This is a genomic window from Vibrio diabolicus (genome assembly GCF_011801455.1).
Lineage (GTDB): Bacteria > Pseudomonadota > Gammaproteobacteria > Enterobacterales > Vibrionaceae > Vibrio > Vibrio diabolicus.
On record NZ_CP042452.1, the window covers coordinates 23,154 to 41,712 of the forward strand.

Consider the following 18,559-nt stretch of genomic DNA (forward strand, 5'->3'; position numbering starts at 1 on the left):
TTTTATGGCTCGATTTTGGCCGTTTATCGAACGACGGATTATTGAATGGTTCGGCTGAACTTGAGACTAGCTGTCCAACCAAGAACGCCGATGAAAGCGTAAATGCCAACGTTTAACCAACCCGCTTGAGGAATTGCATTCAATGGGCTTGGTGCAACAATGGCGTGCAGTGGAAGGTAAAGCACTTCGGAGAAGAACTGATCTAGGCCGTAATAGCCAAATAGTGCGATTGGCATCCAGCGCAGCGCATAAATGGCGATAAACAAAATGACCAGTGGTGAATTCACTTTCTGAGAAATAGCCATTGCGGTTAATGCCAACGGTAACAGTAGAATACCGGCGAACAACATTCTGATTAAAAACTCTCCCCAATGCAGCAGCACGTAACCTAACGAGGCTTGGCGGTACAATAAAGCCAATTGGTGATCGGTAGAGATGTTCAGCAACCACAACATCAAATCTGCTGCGAGCACAAGCGCCGAGCAAACGAGCGGAATCACCAATAAGCCAAACCCTAGCTTCACTAAGTGAGTTTTTATATCGCTGACCGGCATACTGCGCCAAAACATAATACTGCCCTCTGCGCGCTCTTTGCGCAGTGTTCTCGGGAAGTATTGAACGGCTAACAAGATAGACAGCAGTCCCGCACCGCCGGTAATCAACATGTTTACATCGTCACCAAGCTCTTTGTGAATGTCACTAACATCACCACCAAAGCTCATTTGAAAAAACATATTGTGTTGTAGAGTGTCGTTACTCATTAAACTGACAAAGAGGATAAGTCCACATGCCAACACAAACAGTGGAATACGTAAAACAAGAGGGTTTTCTAACCACTCTTTTTGCAACATCGCGACAACTGAACGCATTACGCTGCCTCCTTCTGCAATGCTAAAAATAGATCCGCTAACTTCACCCCATGGATGGCCCCCATTGTTTCTGCTTGTTGGGCATACTGGGCAGTGAGTAACCATTTCGTTGAACCGAGCCCTTTTTGTGACGAGAGTGGGTTCATCGCTTCAATTTGTGTGCGGTATTCGTCGCTGGCCTCAAGGATAAAGTAGTCTTCACTGATACTGTCCATCGAGGTTTGTAGTACAGGGCGGCCATGCTTGAGAATCAGCACATCAGTCAGTAAGTGCTCAATCTCTGATACTTCATGACTGGCGATGATCAACACGCGCTCGCCGTCGTGAAACCATTCCAATAAGTGACGATAAAACGTATCACGATACACGAGATCTAACCCGAGTGTCGGTTCATCCAATATGAGGATTTGGGTGTTAGTCGCGATTACAATCGCGAGGTGCAATTGCACCTTCATCCCTTTGGATAAAGATTTGATGCGCGCACGAGGTTTGATGTCCGTTTGACGAAGCAGCGTATCTGCTTGAGCGCGATTGAACCCTGGATGCACGCCTTCGGTATAGTTAAGCAGTTGAGCGACAGTCATCCAATCTGGCAGAACGTTCACATCCGAGATATAGGATAAGCTCCGCATTATTTTGTCGCGTTGCATAATGGGTTCAAATCCGTTGATACGAACAGTGCCTTGATATTCATGTGCGCCGAGTAGGGCATTAATAAGCGTTGATTTACCTGCGCCATTATGGCCGAGTAAGCCAAGTACTTGTCCTGCATGTAGGTCGAAACTCACTTCATGCAGTGCTTCTCCTTGTTGCTGATATTGCTTGGAGACGTTGTTTACACTGACTAATGCGCTCATTGGTCACCTTTCAAGTGTGGTTTTAGTTGTTGAATGAATTCGTCGAGTGACATATCCAGACGCTGTATTGTGTCGGCTATCTGCGGAATTTGTTGTTGAAGAAAACGTGCCTTCTCGTCTGCGAGCAATTTTAGTTTTGCCCCTGAAGCGACAAACATACCTTGACCGCGTTTTTTCTCCACTAATCCCTCATCAACAAGTAATTGATAGCCTTTCATGACGGTGAGGTGGTTAATTTTCATATCCGCAGAGATGCTACGAACAGAGGGCAGAGCATCGCCTTCTTGCCAGATACCTTGCAGTATTTGTTGAGTGATCTGGTCAGCCAACTGTCGAAAAATCGGTTGGCGATCATGCCAATTGGTCATGAGTGAATCTCTTGGCTGAAATGGTGTTATATATAGGTATAACACCTAGTGTGCCGGAGAGAAAGTAATAATTTAAAATAAAGCGTATGTACCAGCCTTCGCTTTCCCTAACTATCTACCTATGTGATAGCTATTTTGAAGACTTTATTGTGAACATAAATTAGACACTTCTCATAAGTTGAGAAGTGTTATCTTTCTAATCCAATCAAGGCATTTACCACCAGCTTGGTATTGGTATTCTCATATAATGATAATCAGTGGGATTTTGGGTAAATCAATTTCTTACTTGATGAGAATTTGTGGCAAATACACCCTAGAAAACAAAAGGTTCGAGAGGCAATCTGATTGACTTAGGCACCTATCTCACGTTGAGCGCTTGCTCAATGAATGAGAAAGAGGAGAGTAAAGAGGTCTCATGAATCAGGTAATATCTATCGGCCCACAAGAGTCGTTTCTCGTCGCAATTTGCGTGTTATTTTTAGGGCAGTTCATTAACACCAAATTACCAACCTTAAAGAAATTCAATATCCCAGAGCCAATTGTTGGTGGTCTAGTTGTGGCTTGCGTGATCACGACGATGCACTTAAATGGTGTGGATGTATCATTTGATTTGCCACTGCAAAACACCTTTATGCTGATGTTTTTTGCGACGGTTGGCTTAGCCGCGAATTACACCCAACTTATTAAAGGCGGTGCGAAGGTTTTCATCTTCCTTGTTGTGGCATCGGTCTACATTCTTATCCAAAATGCGGTCGGCGTATCCTTAGCAACCGCATTGGGGTTAGATCCACTCATGGGGTTGATCGCCGGCTCTATTACGCTTTCTGGCGGACATGGAACTGGTGCGGCGTGGTCGCAAACTTTTCAAGAAATGTATGGTTTGCACAATGTCCTAGAAGTGGCGATGGCTTCTGCTACGTTTGGCTTGGTCATGGGCGGGATTATTGGCAGTCCTGTCGCGCAAAAGTTACTCAACAAGCACAACTTAGAATCGGAATACGGACGCACCAACCAAAGTCATCAGAGTTTCCCTGAATTGGTGACCTATAACGAACATGAAGAAGATCGTGTCACGGCGAAAAGAGTTGTAGAAAGCTTATCCATTATTTTGCTTTGCGTGACAGGCGCGAGCTATCTGGAGAGTTGGGTGAGCAGTTTTGGCATCAAGTGGTTGATGATCCCAGATTTTGTTTATGCGCTGTTTATTGGTGTTGTCATCACCAACATCATGGAAGTGACCAAGGTGCGCAAGGTTGATTTAGAAACCGTTGATATTCTTGGTACGGTTTCGCTATCGCTGTTCCTTGCCATGGCTCTGATGAGCTTGAAATTGTGGAATATCTTTGATCTTGCGATCCCATTCCTTATTATTCTTGCTATTCAGTCTGCCGTACTCGCGGTGTTCACTTATTACGTAACATTTCGCATGATGGGCGGTAATTACGATGCCGCGGTGATCGCCAGTGGACATTGTGGTTTCGGTTTAGGTGCCACACCGACTGCGGTCATGAATATGGGCTCTATCGTGAGTCGTTATGGTCCATCACCACAAGCATTTATGGTGGTACCAATTGTCGGTGCATTCTTCATCGACATTGTGAACTTAGTGATTTTGCAAGGCTGTATTGCTTTTATTAAATAGCCCCCGCTTCTTTCAACTTAACATAACAAAGCCAGTCCCTTGAGATTGGCTTTGTTATTTGTAACACGAAATCTTGTTTCTCTGACTTCAAGCCGTGAAATCAATACGTTACTATGATGACATAGTGTTCAGTTTTACAGCAGCATGAGGTACCCACATGTCTGAAAAAATATCGACGTCGGCATTAGCGAAAATGCGTAAGGTTGAAGCCAAGCTGTTGTTTGCCGATCTCAAACGTGCTGGCTACATTGTTCGCCAAGACGAAAAATGGATTCTGACGGAAGAAGGCGCCAAGTTTGGCGGCGAGTATGTGGATCACCCTAAATTTGGCCAGTTCATCGTCTGGCCGACCAATTTACATATTGAGCTGACTTCCAGCTCAGGGAAAACATTAAGCGCCACGCAGCTGGGTGAAAAGCTGAAACTGAATGCGAAGCGCATGAACCAACTGTTGAGTGAGTTGGGGTGGATCGCCAAATCTGAAGAAGGTTGGAGTGTCACTGAAGCTGGTATACGCGCTGGTGGCCAGCAAAGAACCGATAAAGAGACAAAAAATACCTTTGTCGTATGGCACGATGTGGTGCTGCGTAATAAGCGTCTTAAGCAGTCTGTCATTGAATTTTTAGGGCAAGATGCGGAGTCACACTCCACGGATAAATCGTACTCAAGCTTTCGCCAAAAGTTTGAAGCCAAACACCGAACATTAGATGGGCATTACGTGCGCTCTAAGGGAGAGTTGCTCATCGACAACTGGCTGTACTTGGCTGGTGTGGTGCACGCTTATGAACGTCAGCTGCCGATTGACCAAGATGTCACCAGTGATTTTTGTTTGCCAGGCGGTAAAGTCTATTTACAGTTTTGGGGAAGTGATACTGGGGAGATGGCTGAGGCTGACCGTGAGACCATTCGTACTGTTTATGAGCAGCATCATTTTAACCTTATCGAAGTCGAACCGAGTGAACTAGACAAGTTAGATGAAGTGCTGCCTAAGCGTCTTCGTCAGTTTGGTATTAAAGCTTATTAACGACTTAAGCCCGCTGTTCAGATAAGAAAAAACCCGTGATTGATCACGGGTTTCGTATTTTTAGCGTGCATCTAGGCTGTCATTCTATGGATTAAAAACCTTTGATGTTTTCCGCTTCTAGCTCCGAGAAGTACTTCACTGTCTTCACTTTCAGTTCTTGTTGAGCTGGCTCGTCACATACGATCACTGCTTTAGGGTGAAGTTGAAGTGCAGAAACCGTCCATAGGTGGTTTACACAACCTTCTACTGCTGCTTCAAGTGCTTGAGCTTTGTTATGACCTGTTACCAGAATCATCACTTCTTCTGCGTCTAGCAGTGTACCCACACCGATAGTCAGTGCGTATTTAGGCACTTGGTTGATATCGCCGTCAAAGAAGCGAGAGTTCGCAATGCGAGTGTCTTCAGTCAGTGTCTTGATGCGAGTACGAGAAGAAAGAGATGACGCTGGCTCGTTGAACGCGATGTGACCGTCGTTACCCACGCCGCCCATGAACAGGTTGATCTTGCCGTAAGACTTAATTTTGTCTTCGTAACGCTTACATTCTGCGTCGTGATCGTCAGTGTTACCGTTCAGTAGGTTGATGTTTTCTTCTTGGATATCAATGTGATTAAAGAAGTTGTTGTACATGAACGAGCGGTAAGACTCTGGGTGATCTGCAGGGATGCCAATGTACTCATCCATGTTGAAAGTCACGACGTTTTTGAAGCTCACTTCGCCGGCTTGGTAAAGCTCGATTAGGGCTTTGTAGGTTGCTAGAGGAGTGCCACCAGTTGGTAGACCCAGAACGAATGGACGCTCAGCAGTAGGTTTAAAGTCGTTGATACGCTTAGCGATATGCGCAGCTGCCCACTTACCTACTTGTGCTGCTCGAGTTAACGGGATAAGTCTCATTTTGTGCCCCTAGTTATTGGAATTTACGATGTACCGAAACATTAATTCGCATTATAAAATAAGTAATGACGAACTGCTATTGTTTTAGGTCAAAATTTTGCTTTTTCTTTAACCAGTGTTGATTTTATCGACTGTTTTTATATCTAAATGCTTTTATAAGCCGATTTTTTACAAAGAAATTGCATTATGAAACTGACGAATTGATAGATAAAATTTATGATCTAAATTAAGTTCTGTCTTCGCACTTAACCTTGTTTTTTAACAACCTACAGAGTGTGAAACCGCACACGAACTTCAAATATTATGGGATGGACATGGCACGACGCTCATTCCTTAACCATAATTGAAATGTGTAAACCAGTGAGGAATTCGGTATGAAAAATGAGTTAGATCCGAGCAAAGTACTACAGGCTTACGAATGTGTGATGAACAACGGTACACCAACCGAATTTGGCAAAATGTATGAAGGTGTAGAAGCGTTTTCCGATTACGACGGGTACAACGTTTTCTTACGAGGGAATGGTGTTGAGCTAAAGGTTGGCTTCCACAATACCTATCAATTGGAGTACGACCAAGAGCACTTGAAAGAGAGCTTTTTGAAAAAGATCGCGATGCTTGCAAAGTAGACTAGCACTAAATACTAAAAAAGCCCTTGGGAGAACGCGCCCTTGGGCTTTAGGAGAAGAAATGAGCTTGTTTTTGCTCGCTCAGTCAAACCAAACGAGCTTTCGCCTATTACCTACTGCTAGAAAAAGGCGAGAATTAGTTTATTTGGTTATTAATCGTCTTCGACCAAACTCTCTTCAATGTAATCTTCTGTCGCGTCAGGCTTATTACGACCATTTAGCGTGTGGAAGCGCTTGCGACCACGAGCAAGTTGGGTGTACTTTAGCCACGTACGCTCAAGTTTTGTTTTTGCTTTGCCTGGGTTTTCTAGCACCTTGATGAAGTGTTTCTCTTCGCTATTTTCAGGTGTTAATTCGCCTGACTCTAAGCCAAGCATAGTATCCCCATAAATTGTTAGGATTTCCTCTTCCGAGAGAGTAAAATCGCCAGACTTTGCAAAGCCGCGTGGGAATTTTACGTTGTCGTAAAAACGTTTTTTGCCATGACGGAATTCAGTGTCAGACATGTCAACAGCCTCTGTAACCGTTATTGATGAATGTAGTGAACTACGGCGAAAATTAGGCGTAAAGCTAACAAAAGAAAAACAAAACTTTTTTGTCGTCATGATTTTAATTAGTTGTTAATCTGGTTTTATATTAACCAGGAGATGGTTTATGGATGTAAAAGTCTTTCGAACATTTTTAGAGCTGGCAAGGGTTCGTCACTTCGGACGCGCCGCTGAGAATCTTTATATTACCCAAGCTGCAGTGAGCGCACGTATCAAACAATTGGAAAGTTACTTCGATACGCAATTGTTTATTCGTGATCGAAATAACATAAAGTTGACCTCTGCAGGTGAGCGCTTAATCAGTTATGCAGAGGTGATGGTCACCACATTGCAACAAGCGAAGCTAGAGTTATCGCTTGAAGATGGCAAAGCGCTGCAATTAACGTTAGGCGGTACGCCAAATATTTGGGACGCCTACTTGCAGAACTGTTTAAGTGTCGTCACAGATTCATTTGGTGGTTATGGTTTTATGGCAGAAGTGATGGGGCGGGAAATGCTCAGTCGAAGCTTGCTAGAGCGCACGTTAGATATGGCATTTGCGTTCGACCAAATCAAAGCTGATGAGCTTAACTGCAAAAAAGTGGCTGATGTTGTTCTCGTTCTGGTATCGACTGAGAAAGACTCTTTAGACACCGTTTTTGAAAACAAATACGTGTATGTGGATTGGGGAACGCGCTTCTCATCAGAACATTCTGAACGTCACCCTAAGATCCCGGCTCCGTATCTGCGCACGTCAACGGCGCGTATAGCATTGGACTTTATTTTGGAGAAGGGCGGTGCCGCTTACTTACCCATCTCTCTGGTAGAGCCATTTATCGCCAATGGGCAGCTTCACAAGGTGTCTGGCGTAGAAGATTGGTGTCGCCCTATCTATTTGAGCTATCGTAAAGCTAGCTCGTCTGTAGACGCGATTAAGCAAGTGGAAGAAATTGTTAAAGAGATTGATCCACTGACAGCTTACAGTTTTCAGCAAATTGGTTCCGGTATTTCCGACGAATAGCGTTGAGTGAAGACTCAGAGAAATTAAAAAGCCGCCTTGGAAGATCCAGGCGGCTTTTTTTATCTCGATGAATCGATAGTTATGGCAAGTCAAATAGCAGGGCGGTTGTGCTCTCGTTTGATGTATTGCGTAAAACAACCTTACTTTGCTGTTCGATCTTCGCGCCGTCGCCTGCCGTCAAGGTGGTATTGTCGATGCTAAGGCTCCCCGTTACTTGGTGAACGAATAAGTTTCTACCCGATTCTATTTCAAAGTTAAGTTCGCTATTTGGTTCAAGAATTAACTGATGTAATGTGGCATCTTGCTTAATAAGTAGCGTACCGTTTTCTCCTGTTGGAGTCGCGATAGTTGTTAATCCAGGCGTGCGACCAAAATCTTTTTGCTGATAACCTGGTTTGGTTCCAAATGTATTTGGCTGAATCCAAATTTGTAGAAAGCGCAGCGTGTCGCGGTTCGACGCATTGTACTCACTGTGGTAAATCCCTTTCCCTGCCGACATGAGTTGGAATTCCCCAGCAGGTAATGTTTTCACGTTACCTTCGCTGTCTTTGTGCGCGATAACACCATCCAGCACATAGCTGATGATCTCCATATCACGATGGCCATGTGTATCAAAACCTGCGCCAGGTTGGACTACATCGTCATTGATGACTCTCAATTCAGAAAAGCCCATATGTTGAGGATCGTAATAGCTACCGAAAGAAAACGTATGTTTGCTATCAAGCCAACCAAAGTTTGCTCGACCTCGGTCTGCTGCAAGTCTTACCGTAATCATAAGGCCTCCCTAAGAGAGCTTTTTGTTTAAGAAGTTATCTAATGCTGCTTTACCTGCGCCAGAAAACGCCAGTGAAACACTTGCTGCCAGTAAAGCTAAGCCAAACTCGTAACCGTTGTTTGCCATGAACAAACCGTTTTCAAAGTGGACGGAGAATATCGCTACCACCATCGTGAACGCTAAAGCAACGGCTGCTGGGCGAGTTAGTAGGCCAAGCAAGATGAACAAGCCGCCAAAGAACTCTGCGCTGCCAGCAAGGAATGCCATTAGCACGCCAGGACCTAAACCGATGGATGCCATCCACTGACCTGTACCTTCTAACCCATAGCCACCAAACCAACCAAACAGTTTTTGTGCGCCGTGCGCCATAAAGATAATGCCGATTGGAATGCGAAGTGATAGTGCGCTGTAACCTGCGTTTGAAGTGGTGATTTTCTGTAATAGTGCTTTCATGATTCTGTCCTCTGACTCTTTTCAATGAGTGGGAAGCGTGTGCTCCCGTGCTGTTGAGAACAGTTTAGGTGGCGGTGAGAATAAAAATAACGGGAGTATTTTGATAAACTCGTTCTAAAAAATTGAATAATGGATTTTTGTTATTTTTAATCAGTTGCTTGAGTGTTTTTTATGAGTTTTTTATGCCAGTTTTGTCGTGTTTTAAATCAGGTTCCATCATTATTTTCGATAAACATTTTTGCTGTTAAACAAAAAAAGAGCACAGGTTGCTGTGCTCTATTGCTTTCGCTATTAACAAGGGAGAAAGGTGTGTTAAAGAAAACCGTCAGAGGTTCATTAAGCTCTCTAGTGACTCCTCTACATTGTTGTAGTGATAGGTTCGAATATTACGCCCATCCGTGGCATTAATTTGAATTTCTGAGATCTCGTTATCTGAGTCTCGTTCGATAATTCCAATTGAATGATCTACGGATTTACTGGTAATAACCTTTTGGTTTCTTAGTACAATTACGCAAGTGTGTAAGTCCATGCCAATTCCCTTTAGCCGACGTTGTTGTGATGTTCTGAATCTAACTTTAGTGTACAAAAGCGCTAATGCCAATAAATCTCAATATTGAGTTCCGAAAATGGCTAATGGTAGGCGCTTAAGCAAGCTACAATAACATTATATTGAACGATGCCTATGAACAATAAATGACAAAAGGCATGAGCAAGGAAAGCACTATGTTTATTCACCCCCATACCTCACTGACTTTCGAGCAGTGTCATAAGGCGCGAGTTGCGCGAGACAGCCGCTTTGATGGGCGATTTTATGTGGCAGTGAAAACAACGGGGATCTTTTGTCGCCCAATTTGTCCGGCTAATTTACCTAAAGAAGAAAATGTAGAGTACTTCACCGATAAAGCGCAAGCTCTCCAAGCGGGGTACCGTCCATGTTTGCGCTGTCGACCTGATAGCGCGCCGGGTTCTTGGGCATGGAAAGGCGTAGAAACGACCTTTCAACGAGCGATTTCGTTAATTGATCGAGGGGAGCTGCATCACCACTCGGTGTCTGAGCTAGCAGAGCGTGTTGGGATTTCGGATCGTTACTTACGTATGTTGTTTGAGCAGTATCTAGGCATGTCACCCAAGCAGTATGCGCAATATCAACAATTAATGTTCGCCAAACAGTTACTTCATTCCAGTTCTATATCGGTCACCGAAGTGGGGTTTGCGTCTGGTTTTAACAGTACGCGTCGTTTTAACGATGCTTTCCAAAAGTTTCTCAAACTGACGCCTTCTCAAGTCCGTCGCAAAGAGTTTGACGGTATGGGTAGCAATCGAATTGCCTTGCCTTATCGAGGTGAATTGAATTGGCAGCACATGTTGGACTTCTACCGTTTACGAGCGATTGAGGGGGTTGAGCTGGTGAGTGATGAGAGTTATCAGCGCAACGTTTGTCTGGATACCAGTAAAGCGTGGTTTAAAGCAACCAAAGGTGAAGGGTACCTAGAGCTAGCGTTTGAAATTGAAGACGTAACGAAGCTGCAAAACTTGGTGTCTGACATTCGTCGTATGTTCGATCTTGACGCCGATATTTGTACTGTTGAGCAGCATTTGGATTATGTTGCACCGGGGCTTGTGTCGAGTAAAGGTATTCGGATTCCTGGTGTATGGAATGCATGGGAGGCTGGAGTTCGAGCGATTTTAGGCCAACAAGTGTCGGTCAAAGCGGCGATTGGTCAACTTAACTTATTGGTGGCCACACTTAGTGGAGAGTCAGAAAAACGCTTTTTCCCGACACCAGATGCGATAGCGAATACCGACGTGAGCTTTTTGCGCATGCCGCAAAGCCGTAAAGAGACGCTAGTGCGCTTCGCCCAGTTCATGCAGGACAACTCAGAAGCCGACCCCCAGCAGTGGCTAGCCTTGAAAGGCATTGGACCTTGGACAGTCAGTTATGCTCAACTGCGAGGGCAATCTCAACCCGATTGCTTTTTAGATAAAGACTTAGTGGTGAAAAAGGCGATGCAGCGTTACCCATCACTGAATACGCACACTGCGGCCCCTTGGGGAAGCTACGCGACGTTTCACTTATGGAATCAATCATGAAAACATTTTATACCGAAATGCCGAGCCCATTAGGAACGGTGACCATCCAATCTAACACTGAGGGCTTGCTTGGCATTTGGTTTGAAACATGCACCACTAAGCCGAGTGAACTGGGAGCGCGAGACGATCAACACCCGATTTTGCGCCAAGCTGTTACCCAGTTGAATGAATATTTTTCTGGCCTACGTAATGAATTTGAGCTGCCTTTGGCGGCTACAGGCACGGATTTTCAAAATCAAGTTTGGCAGGCACTAACGACCATTCCATACGGCGAGACGTGGAGCTATCAAGAGCTCGCCAACGCGATTGGCAACCCTAAAGCTGTGCGCGCTGTTGGGTTGGCAAACGGCAAAAATCCTATTTCTATCGTGGTGCCTTGTCATCGCGTTATTGGCAAAAGCGGTAAATTGACAGGGTATGCTGGTGGAGTAGAGCGCAAGCAACGTTTACTTGCGTTGGAGCAAGGTACACCGCTTTAAGTGAGGCGATTCAAGCGTGCTACACAGGGGAAACGATAGTGTAGAGTTTCATATTCGTTATACGAATAGAAAAAGGATAATAAGGACATGCCTTTCAAAACGGATTTTGATGCATTCATGAGTGAGTGTTGGCAGCATCACGAAACACAGCCCGAACAAACTTATGCTCAATTGGAAACGGCTCTGAGTGAGGTGGAAAACGTTAACCACATCGAGCGAATATTCGCATTGATGCTGCACACCGCGATTGGGCACCTCCAGCGTCCAGAACCGTTTCTTGCTTGTTTAGAGCGCTTTGATGAACGCAAGGTTGCCGAGAGTTCGGCATTGCAACGCAATATTGCCGTTGCGCGCTACTTCGTAGATGGCACTGTCAATATGGAATTATTGGAAGAGCAAGACCAACGACGAGTTTACGCTTTGATTTCGAATGAACTGTCTGCGCTTGCTCAGCTTGAACTGGCGAGCCAATGGCTGGCGAAAGCCGCGCTAGGTATGACACCACAAGATGCTGAAGGGCCGCTAGCGCGCTCTATCGCAATCACAGCAAACAACTTGGCGTGCCAGTATGAAGCGCTGGCTGAGCGCACGGATGTGGAAAAATCGAGGATGCTAGAAGCGGCGAAGCTCGCGTTGGATTACTAGAAAGTGGCGGGTGGTTGGATGCAAGAAGAACGTGCTGAGTATCGCTTAGCGATGAGTTTACTCAAAGCGGGTGAAGCCGGACAAGCCAAGCAGCATGCCGAGCGCTGCGAAGCCATTTGTCAGCAAAATGGTGGTGACGCGTTTGAGCTGTTCCATGCGCATGATTTGCTGATGCAAGTGCACTTCCATCTTAGCCAGAAATATAAAGCTCAAGTGGATGTGGGGATGCAGCAATACTGCACAACGAGTTCGTTGACATGATCTCAACGTTGAATAAAAAAGCCCCGAGCGAATGGCTCGGGGCTCATATTTTGTAAGTTCACTCATTACACGATGTTGATTAAGCTATTTGCGCTTTTGCCTGGTATCGTCCTGGTTTATGGTTCATCGCCAAAATCAAGTTTGTCGCCACGGCACCTAGGACGGATAGAGCGATAAGGTGCACATCCACAATGAACAGCGACATCACTACGATGGCACAATCGAGTGCCATCTGAACTTTACCTGCTCGAATCCCAAAACGTTCCTGAAGGTACAACGCTAAAATGTTAAAACCGCCTAAACTCATCTTGTGGCGGAAAATCACCAACATACCTATTCCAATTAACCCACCACCTAGAAGTGCTGCATAGAAAGGTTCGATTCGTGAAATTTCAATCACATGGTGCAGATGATCGACCGCAAAAGAAACAATCGAGACCGCAATGAAGGTATTAATGGTGAAGCGCCATCCCATGCGCATTACAGACAAAATATAAAAAGGGAGGTTGAGAGCGAAAAATATCTGACCAAAGCTGAAGTCACTCACTTTGGTAAGGAAGATCGCCAAACCAGCCGTACCGCCAGTGAGCAATCCTACTTTGCTGAAAAATATTACCCCAAGCGACACTAACGCACTGCCGAGCGTCAGAGCCAAGAGGTTCTCTCTTAGGCTATGATCTTTATCCATAAAATTTTTTCCTTGGTTTAAAAAACGCGCCGGAGACAACACGTCCATCCAACGCGATAAACAGTTGCCAAAATAGCAACTAACAAATCGGCCAATAAAATGTCGCGAAAAGTGATGAATGTCGAGTTTTTGGACAAGATTGTGCTGATGCTAGCCTGTTTAACATAATGTACACAGGTAGAAAAACAACAAGGAAAAGTTATGATTAAGACAGTCGGCACTACCCAAATCAACGCATTACATCGACTGAGTTGTCACTGCGGAAAAGTTGAGCTGGAACTTGCATTACCTAATGGTATTGAGAAGCCGAGACGATGTGATTGCTCCATGTGTCGACGTCGCGGCGCGATTGTGGCATCTGTGCCTCTGAATGGTATTCGTATCGTGCAAGGCGAAGACGTTTTGAAGCTGTATCAATTTAACACTCGCACAGCGAAGCACTTTTTCTGTGGCGAATGTGGTATTTATACGCACCATCAGCGTCGCTCTGACCCGAGTGAGTACGGCTATAATGTCGGCTGTTTAGAGGGCGTCAACCCATATGAATTGGGAACTATCGAAGTGATGGATGGCGTTAACCATCCATCCGACAGTTAGGTTATATCGCAAGTTAAGCGCCTGACTCACGGTGCTTTTAGGTAAATAAACCGCTATTCATCCACAAGTGCACTGCAATACTGGCGGCATAACCCAAGGCGATGACGGGAGCCCATTTTAGGTGGCCAAAGAAGGTATATTGACCACGCGCGGCTCCCATTAATGCGACACCTGCCGCAGAGCCAATTGAAAGCAAGCTGCCCCCCACACCCGCAGTCAATGTGACAAGTAACCAGTTCCCCATCGACATGCTTGGTTCCATAGTCAGTACAGCAAACATAACCGGAATGTTATCGACGATGGCAGATAGAACACCAACCATCACGTTGGCCCAGACAGGGTTCCATTGGTTGTACATGACGTTTGAAACCAGTTCGAGATAGCCAAGTAAGCTCAAACCGCCGACACACATCACTACGCCGTAGAAGAACAGCAAGGTATCCCATTCTGCGCGAGATACACGGTGGAACACGTCAAACGGAACGACTGAACCTAAGCGTTTTAATGCGTGATCGTCGCCATTGGCAATTGCCATGGCCGCTTTTTTTGCCAAGGAATGTTTGAGTGTTTGGCGTAAGAAGTAGCCGAAAAATTGTAAGTAAGCCAAGCCCATCATCATGCCCATAACGGGTGGGAAGTGCAGTAAAGCGTGGAAAGAGACTGCGGTGGCAATCGTCAGAATGAATAGTGCGACAATACGTCTCGCGCCGCGTTTCAGTTCTACGTGTTGGTGAATCGTATTCGGTTTGGTGTTTGGAACAAAGAGTGACATCAAAAACGCAGGAACCAAATAGTTCACCAGTGACGGGACGAATAACGGGATGAATTCAGCAAAGCTGACATGCCCGGCTTGCCACACCATCAGGGTCGTAATGTCACCAAACGGGCTGAATGCACCGCCAGCGTTGGCAGCGATAACAATGTTGATACAGGCAAGATTCACGAATCTAGGATTATCACCAGAGACTTTCATCACCACAGCGCACATCAAGAGGGCTGTGGTTAAGTTATCGGCAATCGGTGAAATAATAAAGGCGATAAACCCCGTCAGCCAAAACAGCTTTTTGAAGCCAAAGCCTTTGCCGACCATCCACGCCTGTAAGGCATCGAAGAGTTTGCGCTCTTCCATAGCATTGATGTAAGTCATCGCTACTAACAAAAACAGCAGCAGTTCCGCGTATTCCAACAAGTTGTGCTCTAGTGCGGATTTGGCGATTTCTGGCTGGTTGTGTTGAGCAAAGGTGTAGCCAATTAGAATCCAAATTAACCCTGCAGCGAGCAGCACAGGCTTGGATTTTCTCATTTTCAGATACTCTTCCAACATAACCAGTATGTAAGCAATCGAAAAGATAATGAGAGCCGCGTAACCAACACCAGAATTAACAAGGTTCAGTTCATTGGTGGGGGCAGCAAAGGTGGCGCTAGAGAACAACAAACAGCAGAAAGCTACAATTGGATAGATTGGCATAGACATTTCTCCTTTGTCTGGTTGGAGAAATATTAGCCACAAATTAATGAGTTAGTTGTGAGAGAGCTCGAATTAACAGTAGGAGTTAGGAAATGATAGTGTGCGCCACTATTTTCTGAGTGACGCAATGCTTGCTGCGCCAAATAAAACCACAGCGGCATACAAACCGTAAGTTAACCAATGGCTAATCTCTAAAAAAGGAACGAGTCCTTGACCTGCCCACATACAGCCTCCGTTTAATGAGCAATGTTGTAATAGTCGAGCCAATTTAAAGGAAATGAACAATGTTTTTTGTGAGTGACGGCAAATTCTGAAGGATTAGAAAGTCAAAAATTGGTCAGTGAGAGAGAAATCTCATTTTTAACTGGCTAGCTCTAACCCTTTTGAGCTAGAGCTAGCTATATCGAGCGCTGAATGGATTTAGCGCAGCAGCCATTTTCTCAACGGCGAAGCCTCAATTGCTTTCATAAGTATTATGGTTGCGACAATCGTTGCAGGATAAATAAATGCGTCTTTCGCGAGGTGTTGCAACCCGATAAATCCAGCGACATTCATCATTATAATTATCACAAGCAGATGGCTAACATAAATGCCTAACACGCTAGGAGATAGTTTGAATACCCAAGGCATATCGCCAAAATGTGGGTGGACTAAGAGCCACATAAAGACACCCAGGGCCCAGATAACAGTACCAAACAGGAAGTCGTGAGAATTAAAAGCGACCTCGTGTTGCATTAGCCAATAAGCTTCACCAAAGTGCAGCGCCATACCAAGAAGAATGCATCGAATCGTATTGTTTCGCGACCATCGCCACTGTTCTTCTCGTGCTAGATAACCCAGTGTTACCAGCAACGTACTGAAAAACGGCCCATTACGAGTAAAGAAAGGCGCTGGCAGGTCGGTAATGGTCGAATAACTGCCAGCAAACACGCCGTATATGTATAGCAATACGGCGGTTGGCAGTACCAATTGAGCCATATTGATATGCACGAGGAAGGCAATTAAGGCAACGGCAATAACCAGAGCTGGAATAAACCACAGGTGAACGAGCCCGCCTTCGACGAGTGAATTGAGCGGGGTCGACATTAAGTAGCCCCAGTAGCCCTGCCTTTCGGCGAGATACCCCGCCTCAGCGACAGTTTGCCACTGGAATGGCATCAATAAACTGATCACGCTCCAAATGAGCCAAACCTTCATCAGTGGTTTGGCGTAGTTTTTTAGTGTTTCGATAGGTGCGCGGCTTAGCTTGGGCTGGATAAGATAACCAGAAATGAGAAAAAACAGTGGCACAGCAAAACGAGCCAATTGGTTGAGTATATAGCCAACCCACGGTATTCCATCCCATTGCCAGTATGTCAGGGCCATCTGGCAGTGCAATCCTATAATTGCAAACATCGCAATAATACGCGCAAACTCTAAGCTGGCTATTTTTTGTTTCTTTGCCATTACATTACTTACCTAAATAAAAAAAACTTAGGTGAAAGTAGCAGGTTGTGGCTGAATTAATGCGTGAAAAAGTCAACAGACTCGCGCTTACACTGAAGCTGTGTTTAAATTTAAGACTTACTTCAAACTTCTTAATTATTAACCCATTAACCAACTCAATACGTGATTAGCGAGTCGAAAATGACACTAATGTATGGTTAGACCAGTTAACTCTAGATTGCAAAAAAGAACGATCGTGCTAAAAATAAGATTATGCAAAAAGGAAAAGTGACAAAAGAGTTTATTCTGCAACGGGCTTTTGAGATCGCCAGCGAAGACGGATTAGAAAGTCTTACGATTGGTGAGTTAGCCAAGCAATGCGGTATGTCGAAAAGTGGTCTGTTTGCCCACTTCAATTCGAAGTTGAATTTACAACTATCGGTATTGGAGCACGCCAATAAAGTGTTCGCCGCCCGAGTTATTGAGCCTGTTCGTGAAGCAGGGGATGGCAATATCGAACGTAAAATTCGAGGGTTGCTCGACTCTTGGATGACTTGGAACCACGCATTTCAAGGAAGTTGTATGTTTCTAGACGCTTGGAATGACACGGCAGATAAAGATTGCCCACTTCAGGCCGGACTGCGTAAATCCATAGACACTTGGCTGAGCTATTTGGAGATCCAAATAACGAAAGGCAAAGAGAAGCAAGAATTTGCAGCAGACTTAGATACACGCCAAGCAACGTTTGATTTATACGGTCTTTATTTGAGTGCGCATGTTTTTTACTCAATTAAAGGTGAGGAAGAAAGCTTGCGCCTGTTTTGGCAAGGGATCGACAACTTATTTTCTCGCTGGAAAGGCTGATACCAGTTATTCGCTTTCCAGATTTGTAGACATAAAATCATAAAGAGCGGCTGAGTTCGCTCTTTCTTATCAGCATAAAAAGCACGACCGTTCTATTTTTGTGCGTAGCTGATAGTTAAGGACATAATCATGAGTGAAAAAATTTACTTTAATACATCGCAACGTTTCAGTATTAAGCGCAGTTTGGTGAACATCAGTACGCGTTTACACCATACGCTGGCCCCTTCCCATGCAAAGAATACCGCGCGTAAGTTGCTCCTGACACCTGCTCGCACAGCACCTAAAAACACCGAACCTCAAGGACTTGCCAAAGGTGAAATTAAAGGGCATGCAGGCATTATCAAAACCTACACTTTGGGCTCTGGACCTATTTGGGTGTTAACTCATGGTTGGTCTGGCACCGCAAGTCAGTTTTATCCGTTGATGGAACATATTGCGTCGAAAGGTTTCACCGCTTTGGCATACGATCATCCAGCACATGGTGAGAGTGAAGGGCAGTATGGGCACATTCCGGGTTTTGTCAAAGGGTTAGAAGATGTGTTAGATACGGTAGACGATATTGTTGGTCTAGTTGGGCACAGCATGGGCACCGCTTCTGCTCTTGAGTGCCGACATAGCAAATTAGAAAACAAGCCTTTACTGCTTATTGCACCGGTATTGAATTACGTAGAGAACCTATTCGGTAGCATTGCGCGTTCAGGTTATTCGATGAAGCTTTTTAATGCCGTAGTTTCTGAAGTTGAAGATCAATTTGGTTACCCATTACAGTCAATTGATCCGCTGAAGCGTTTGGCTGAGCGCTCGTCTCCAGCCATCATTGTTCATGATGAGCAGGATAAGTTCACTAAGTACAGTATCTCTGCACAAGCCGCTGAAGAGATTGAAAATGTTGAGTTAGTGACAACGCAAGGTCAAGGCCATGGCCGAGTGATGAAGTGTGCACAAGTCTTCAGTAGTTTTGACCGTTTACTCGATCGTGCTTGGTAA

Annotated in this window: 20 protein-coding genes and 1 pseudogene; 10 read left to right on the top strand and 11 right to left on the bottom strand. The window is 45.0% G+C overall.

What is annotated here, in order from left to right; translation table 11 throughout:
- Positions 1-38: 38 nt before the first annotated feature.
- The 3 genes from FR741_RS15480 to FR741_RS15490 are packed head-to-tail and all read right to left on the bottom strand — an operon-like array spanning position 39 to position 2,094.
- Positions 39-869, bottom strand: coding sequence for a hypothetical protein (locus FR741_RS15480; RefSeq protein WP_145472476.1), 831 nt, complete (start codon positions 867-869; stop codon positions 39-41).
- Positions 869-1,726 carry an ABC transporter ATP-binding protein gene (locus tag FR741_RS15485; protein WP_048625518.1) on the bottom strand — a complete coding sequence of 286 codons (858 nt, stop codon included), beginning with the start codon at positions 1,724-1,726 and terminating at the stop codon, positions 869-871. Before FR741_RS15485 ends, FR741_RS15480 begins: the two co-directional genes overlap by 1 nt.
- On the bottom strand, positions 1,723-2,094 hold the full coding sequence (locus tag FR741_RS15490) for a GntR family transcriptional regulator (RefSeq protein ID WP_005392046.1): 372 nt from the start codon (positions 2,092-2,094) through the stop codon (positions 1,723-1,725). The genes FR741_RS15485 and FR741_RS15490 overlap by 4 nt, the downstream gene beginning before the upstream one ends.
- A 415-nt stretch (positions 2,095-2,509) precedes the next feature.
- On the opposite strand from FR741_RS15490, the gene gltS reads away from it, so the two are divergent.
- Both gltS and FR741_RS15500 read left to right on the top strand, forming a co-directional pair.
- A complete protein-coding gene (gene gltS, locus FR741_RS15495; protein ID WP_167427134.1) occupies positions 2,510-3,736 on the top strand; it encodes a sodium/glutamate symporter in 1,227 nt (408 codons plus the stop codon).
- Positions 3,737-3,893: 157 nt separating this feature from the next.
- Positions 3,894-4,760 (top strand): glycerol kinase, encoded by an 867-nt coding sequence (locus tag FR741_RS15500; protein WP_167427135.1) that lies wholly within the window; start codon positions 3,894-3,896, stop codon positions 4,758-4,760.
- Positions 4,761-4,851: 91 nt separating this feature from the next.
- Here the strand turns inward: FR741_RS15500 and nagB are convergent, their stop codons facing one another.
- Positions 4,852-5,652, bottom strand: coding sequence for a glucosamine-6-phosphate deaminase (nagB, locus tag FR741_RS15505; RefSeq protein ID WP_006740926.1), 801 nt, complete (start codon positions 5,650-5,652; stop codon positions 4,852-4,854).
- A 374-nt stretch (positions 5,653-6,026) separates the two neighbouring features.
- On the opposite strand from nagB, the gene FR741_RS15510 reads away from it, so the two are divergent.
- Positions 6,027-6,278, top strand: a complete 252-nt coding sequence (locus tag FR741_RS15510; protein ID WP_005392042.1) for a DUF3081 domain-containing protein — start codon at positions 6,027-6,029, stop codon at positions 6,276-6,278.
- A gap of 152 nt (positions 6,279-6,430) precedes the next feature.
- Here the strand turns inward: FR741_RS15510 and FR741_RS15515 are convergent, their stop codons facing one another.
- Positions 6,431-6,784: a DUF413 domain-containing protein gene (locus FR741_RS15515; protein ID WP_005392041.1), complete on the bottom strand. Its 354-nt coding sequence runs from the start codon at positions 6,782-6,784 to the stop codon at positions 6,431-6,433.
- Positions 6,785-6,932: 148 nt separating this feature from the next.
- Here FR741_RS15515 and FR741_RS15520 point away from each other — a divergent pair, with 148 nt between their 5' ends.
- Positions 6,933-7,826: a LysR family transcriptional regulator gene (locus FR741_RS15520; RefSeq protein ID WP_046875618.1), complete on the top strand. Its 894-nt coding sequence runs from the start codon at positions 6,933-6,935 to the stop codon at positions 7,824-7,826.
- Positions 7,827-7,905: 79 nt separating this feature from the next.
- Here FR741_RS15520 and FR741_RS15525 read toward each other — a convergent pair whose 3' ends face one another.
- The 3 genes from FR741_RS15525 to FR741_RS15535 form a co-directional block, all read right to left on the bottom strand.
- Complete coding sequence (locus tag FR741_RS15525; protein WP_167427136.1) at positions 7,906-8,601, bottom strand: pirin family protein; 696 nt, start codon at positions 8,599-8,601, stop codon at positions 7,906-7,908.
- A gap of 9 nt (positions 8,602-8,610) precedes the next feature.
- Positions 8,611-9,054, bottom strand: coding sequence for a DoxX family protein (locus FR741_RS15530; protein WP_006740929.1), 444 nt, complete (start codon positions 9,052-9,054; stop codon positions 8,611-8,613).
- Positions 9,055-9,379: 325 nt separating this feature from the next.
- Positions 9,380-9,583, bottom strand: coding sequence for a hypothetical protein (locus tag FR741_RS15535; RefSeq protein ID WP_017633816.1), 204 nt, complete (start codon positions 9,581-9,583; stop codon positions 9,380-9,382).
- Positions 9,584-9,777: 194 nt separating this feature from the next.
- Here FR741_RS15535 and FR741_RS15540 point away from each other — a divergent pair, with 194 nt between their 5' ends.
- The 3 genes and pseudogenes from FR741_RS15540 (at position 9,778) to FR741_RS15550 (ending at position 12,530) form a co-directional block, all read left to right on the top strand.
- Positions 9,778-11,145, top strand: coding sequence for an AlkA N-terminal domain-containing protein (locus tag FR741_RS15540; protein WP_167427137.1), 1,368 nt, complete (start codon positions 9,778-9,780; stop codon positions 11,143-11,145).
- Positions 11,142-11,624, top strand: a complete 483-nt coding sequence (locus FR741_RS15545; RefSeq protein WP_167427138.1) for a methylated-DNA--[protein]-cysteine S-methyltransferase — start codon at positions 11,142-11,144, stop codon at positions 11,622-11,624. The genes FR741_RS15540 and FR741_RS15545 overlap by 4 nt, the downstream gene beginning before the upstream one ends.
- An 87-nt stretch (positions 11,625-11,711) precedes the next feature.
- Positions 11,712-12,530 (top strand): annotated as a pseudogene (locus tag FR741_RS15550) (hypothetical protein).
- A 79-nt stretch (positions 12,531-12,609) separates the two neighbouring features.
- On the opposite strand, the gene FR741_RS15555 reads toward FR741_RS15550, so the two are convergent.
- Positions 12,610-13,218: a YitT family protein gene (locus tag FR741_RS15555; RefSeq protein ID WP_006740933.1), complete on the bottom strand. Its 609-nt coding sequence runs from the start codon at positions 13,216-13,218 to the stop codon at positions 12,610-12,612.
- A gap of 201 nt (positions 13,219-13,419) precedes the next feature.
- Here FR741_RS15555 and FR741_RS15560 point away from each other — a divergent pair, with 201 nt between their 5' ends.
- Complete coding sequence (locus FR741_RS15560; protein WP_167427139.1) at positions 13,420-13,815, top strand: GFA family protein; 396 nt, start codon at positions 13,420-13,422, stop codon at positions 13,813-13,815.
- Positions 13,816-13,852: 37 nt separating this feature from the next.
- On the opposite strand, the gene nhaD is transcribed toward FR741_RS15560, so the two are convergent.
- The gene (gene nhaD, locus FR741_RS15565; RefSeq protein ID WP_167427140.1) at positions 13,853-15,283 is read right to left on the bottom strand and encodes a sodium:proton antiporter NhaD; all 1,431 of its coding nucleotides are present in this window, start codon (positions 15,281-15,283) and stop codon (positions 13,853-13,855) included.
- A gap of 420 nt (positions 15,284-15,703) precedes the next feature.
- Positions 15,704-16,729 (bottom strand): acyltransferase, encoded by a 1,026-nt coding sequence (locus FR741_RS15570; protein ID WP_167427141.1) that lies wholly within the window; start codon positions 16,727-16,729, stop codon positions 15,704-15,706.
- A gap of 252 nt (positions 16,730-16,981) precedes the next feature.
- Here FR741_RS15570 and FR741_RS15575 point away from each other — a divergent pair, with 252 nt between their 5' ends.
- Positions 16,982-17,572 carry a TetR/AcrR family transcriptional regulator gene (locus FR741_RS15575; protein ID WP_005392013.1) on the top strand — a complete coding sequence of 197 codons (591 nt, stop codon included), beginning with the start codon at positions 16,982-16,984 and terminating at the stop codon, positions 17,570-17,572.
- A gap of 129 nt (positions 17,573-17,701) precedes the next feature.
- Positions 17,702-18,559 carry an alpha/beta fold hydrolase gene (locus tag FR741_RS15580; protein ID WP_074190254.1) on the top strand — a complete coding sequence of 286 codons (858 nt, stop codon included), beginning with the start codon at positions 17,702-17,704 and terminating at the stop codon, positions 18,557-18,559.

What these genes read in the sequence shown, in the direction of transcription:
- FR741_RS15480 (WP_145472476.1), bottom strand. Translation starts at nt 869, where the DNA reads ATGCGTTCAGTTGTCGCGATGTTGCAAAAAGAGTGGTTAGAAAACCCT.
- FR741_RS15485 (WP_048625518.1), bottom strand. Translation starts at nt 1,726, where the DNA reads ATGAGCGCATTAGTCAGTGTAAACAACGTCTCCAAGCAATATCAGCAA.
- FR741_RS15490 (WP_005392046.1), bottom strand. Translation starts at nt 2,094, where the DNA reads ATGACCAATTGGCATGATCGCCAACCGATTTTTCGACAGTTGGCTGAC.
- gltS (WP_167427134.1), top strand. Translation starts at nt 2,510, where the DNA reads ATGAATCAGGTAATATCTATCGGCCCACAAGAGTCGTTTCTCGTCGCA.
- FR741_RS15500 (WP_167427135.1), top strand. Translation starts at nt 3,894, where the DNA reads ATGTCTGAAAAAATATCGACGTCGGCATTAGCGAAAATGCGTAAGGTT.
- nagB (WP_006740926.1), bottom strand. Translation starts at nt 5,652, where the DNA reads ATGAGACTTATCCCGTTAACTCGAGCAGCACAAGTAGGTAAGTGGGCA.
- FR741_RS15510 (WP_005392042.1), top strand. Translation starts at nt 6,027, where the DNA reads ATGAAAAATGAGTTAGATCCGAGCAAAGTACTACAGGCTTACGAATGT.
- FR741_RS15515 (WP_005392041.1), bottom strand. Translation starts at nt 6,784, where the DNA reads ATGTCTGACACTGAATTCCGTCATGGCAAAAAACGTTTTTACGACAAC.
- FR741_RS15520 (WP_046875618.1), top strand. Translation starts at nt 6,933, where the DNA reads ATGGATGTAAAAGTCTTTCGAACATTTTTAGAGCTGGCAAGGGTTCGT.
- FR741_RS15525 (WP_167427136.1), bottom strand. Translation starts at nt 8,601, where the DNA reads ATGATTACGGTAAGACTTGCAGCAGACCGAGGTCGAGCAAACTTTGGT.
- FR741_RS15530 (WP_006740929.1), bottom strand. Translation starts at nt 9,054, where the DNA reads ATGAAAGCACTATTACAGAAAATCACCACTTCAAACGCAGGTTACAGC.
- FR741_RS15535 (WP_017633816.1), bottom strand. Translation starts at nt 9,583, where the DNA reads ATGGACTTACACACTTGCGTAATTGTACTAAGAAACCAAAAGGTTATT.
- FR741_RS15540 (WP_167427137.1), top strand. Translation starts at nt 9,778, where the DNA reads ATGTTTATTCACCCCCATACCTCACTGACTTTCGAGCAGTGTCATAAG.
- FR741_RS15545 (WP_167427138.1), top strand. Translation starts at nt 11,142, where the DNA reads ATGAAAACATTTTATACCGAAATGCCGAGCCCATTAGGAACGGTGACC.
- FR741_RS15555 (WP_006740933.1), bottom strand. Translation starts at nt 13,218, where the DNA reads ATGGATAAAGATCATAGCCTAAGAGAGAACCTCTTGGCTCTGACGCTC.
- FR741_RS15560 (WP_167427139.1), top strand. Translation starts at nt 13,420, where the DNA reads ATGATTAAGACAGTCGGCACTACCCAAATCAACGCATTACATCGACTG.
- nhaD (WP_167427140.1), bottom strand. Translation starts at nt 15,283, where the DNA reads ATGCCAATCTATCCAATTGTAGCTTTCTGCTGTTTGTTGTTCTCTAGC.
- FR741_RS15570 (WP_167427141.1), bottom strand. Translation starts at nt 16,729, where the DNA reads ATGGCAAAGAAACAAAAAATAGCCAGCTTAGAGTTTGCGCGTATTATT.
- FR741_RS15575 (WP_005392013.1), top strand. Translation starts at nt 16,982, where the DNA reads ATGCAAAAAGGAAAAGTGACAAAAGAGTTTATTCTGCAACGGGCTTTT.
- FR741_RS15580 (WP_074190254.1), top strand. Translation starts at nt 17,702, where the DNA reads ATGAGTGAAAAAATTTACTTTAATACATCGCAACGTTTCAGTATTAAG.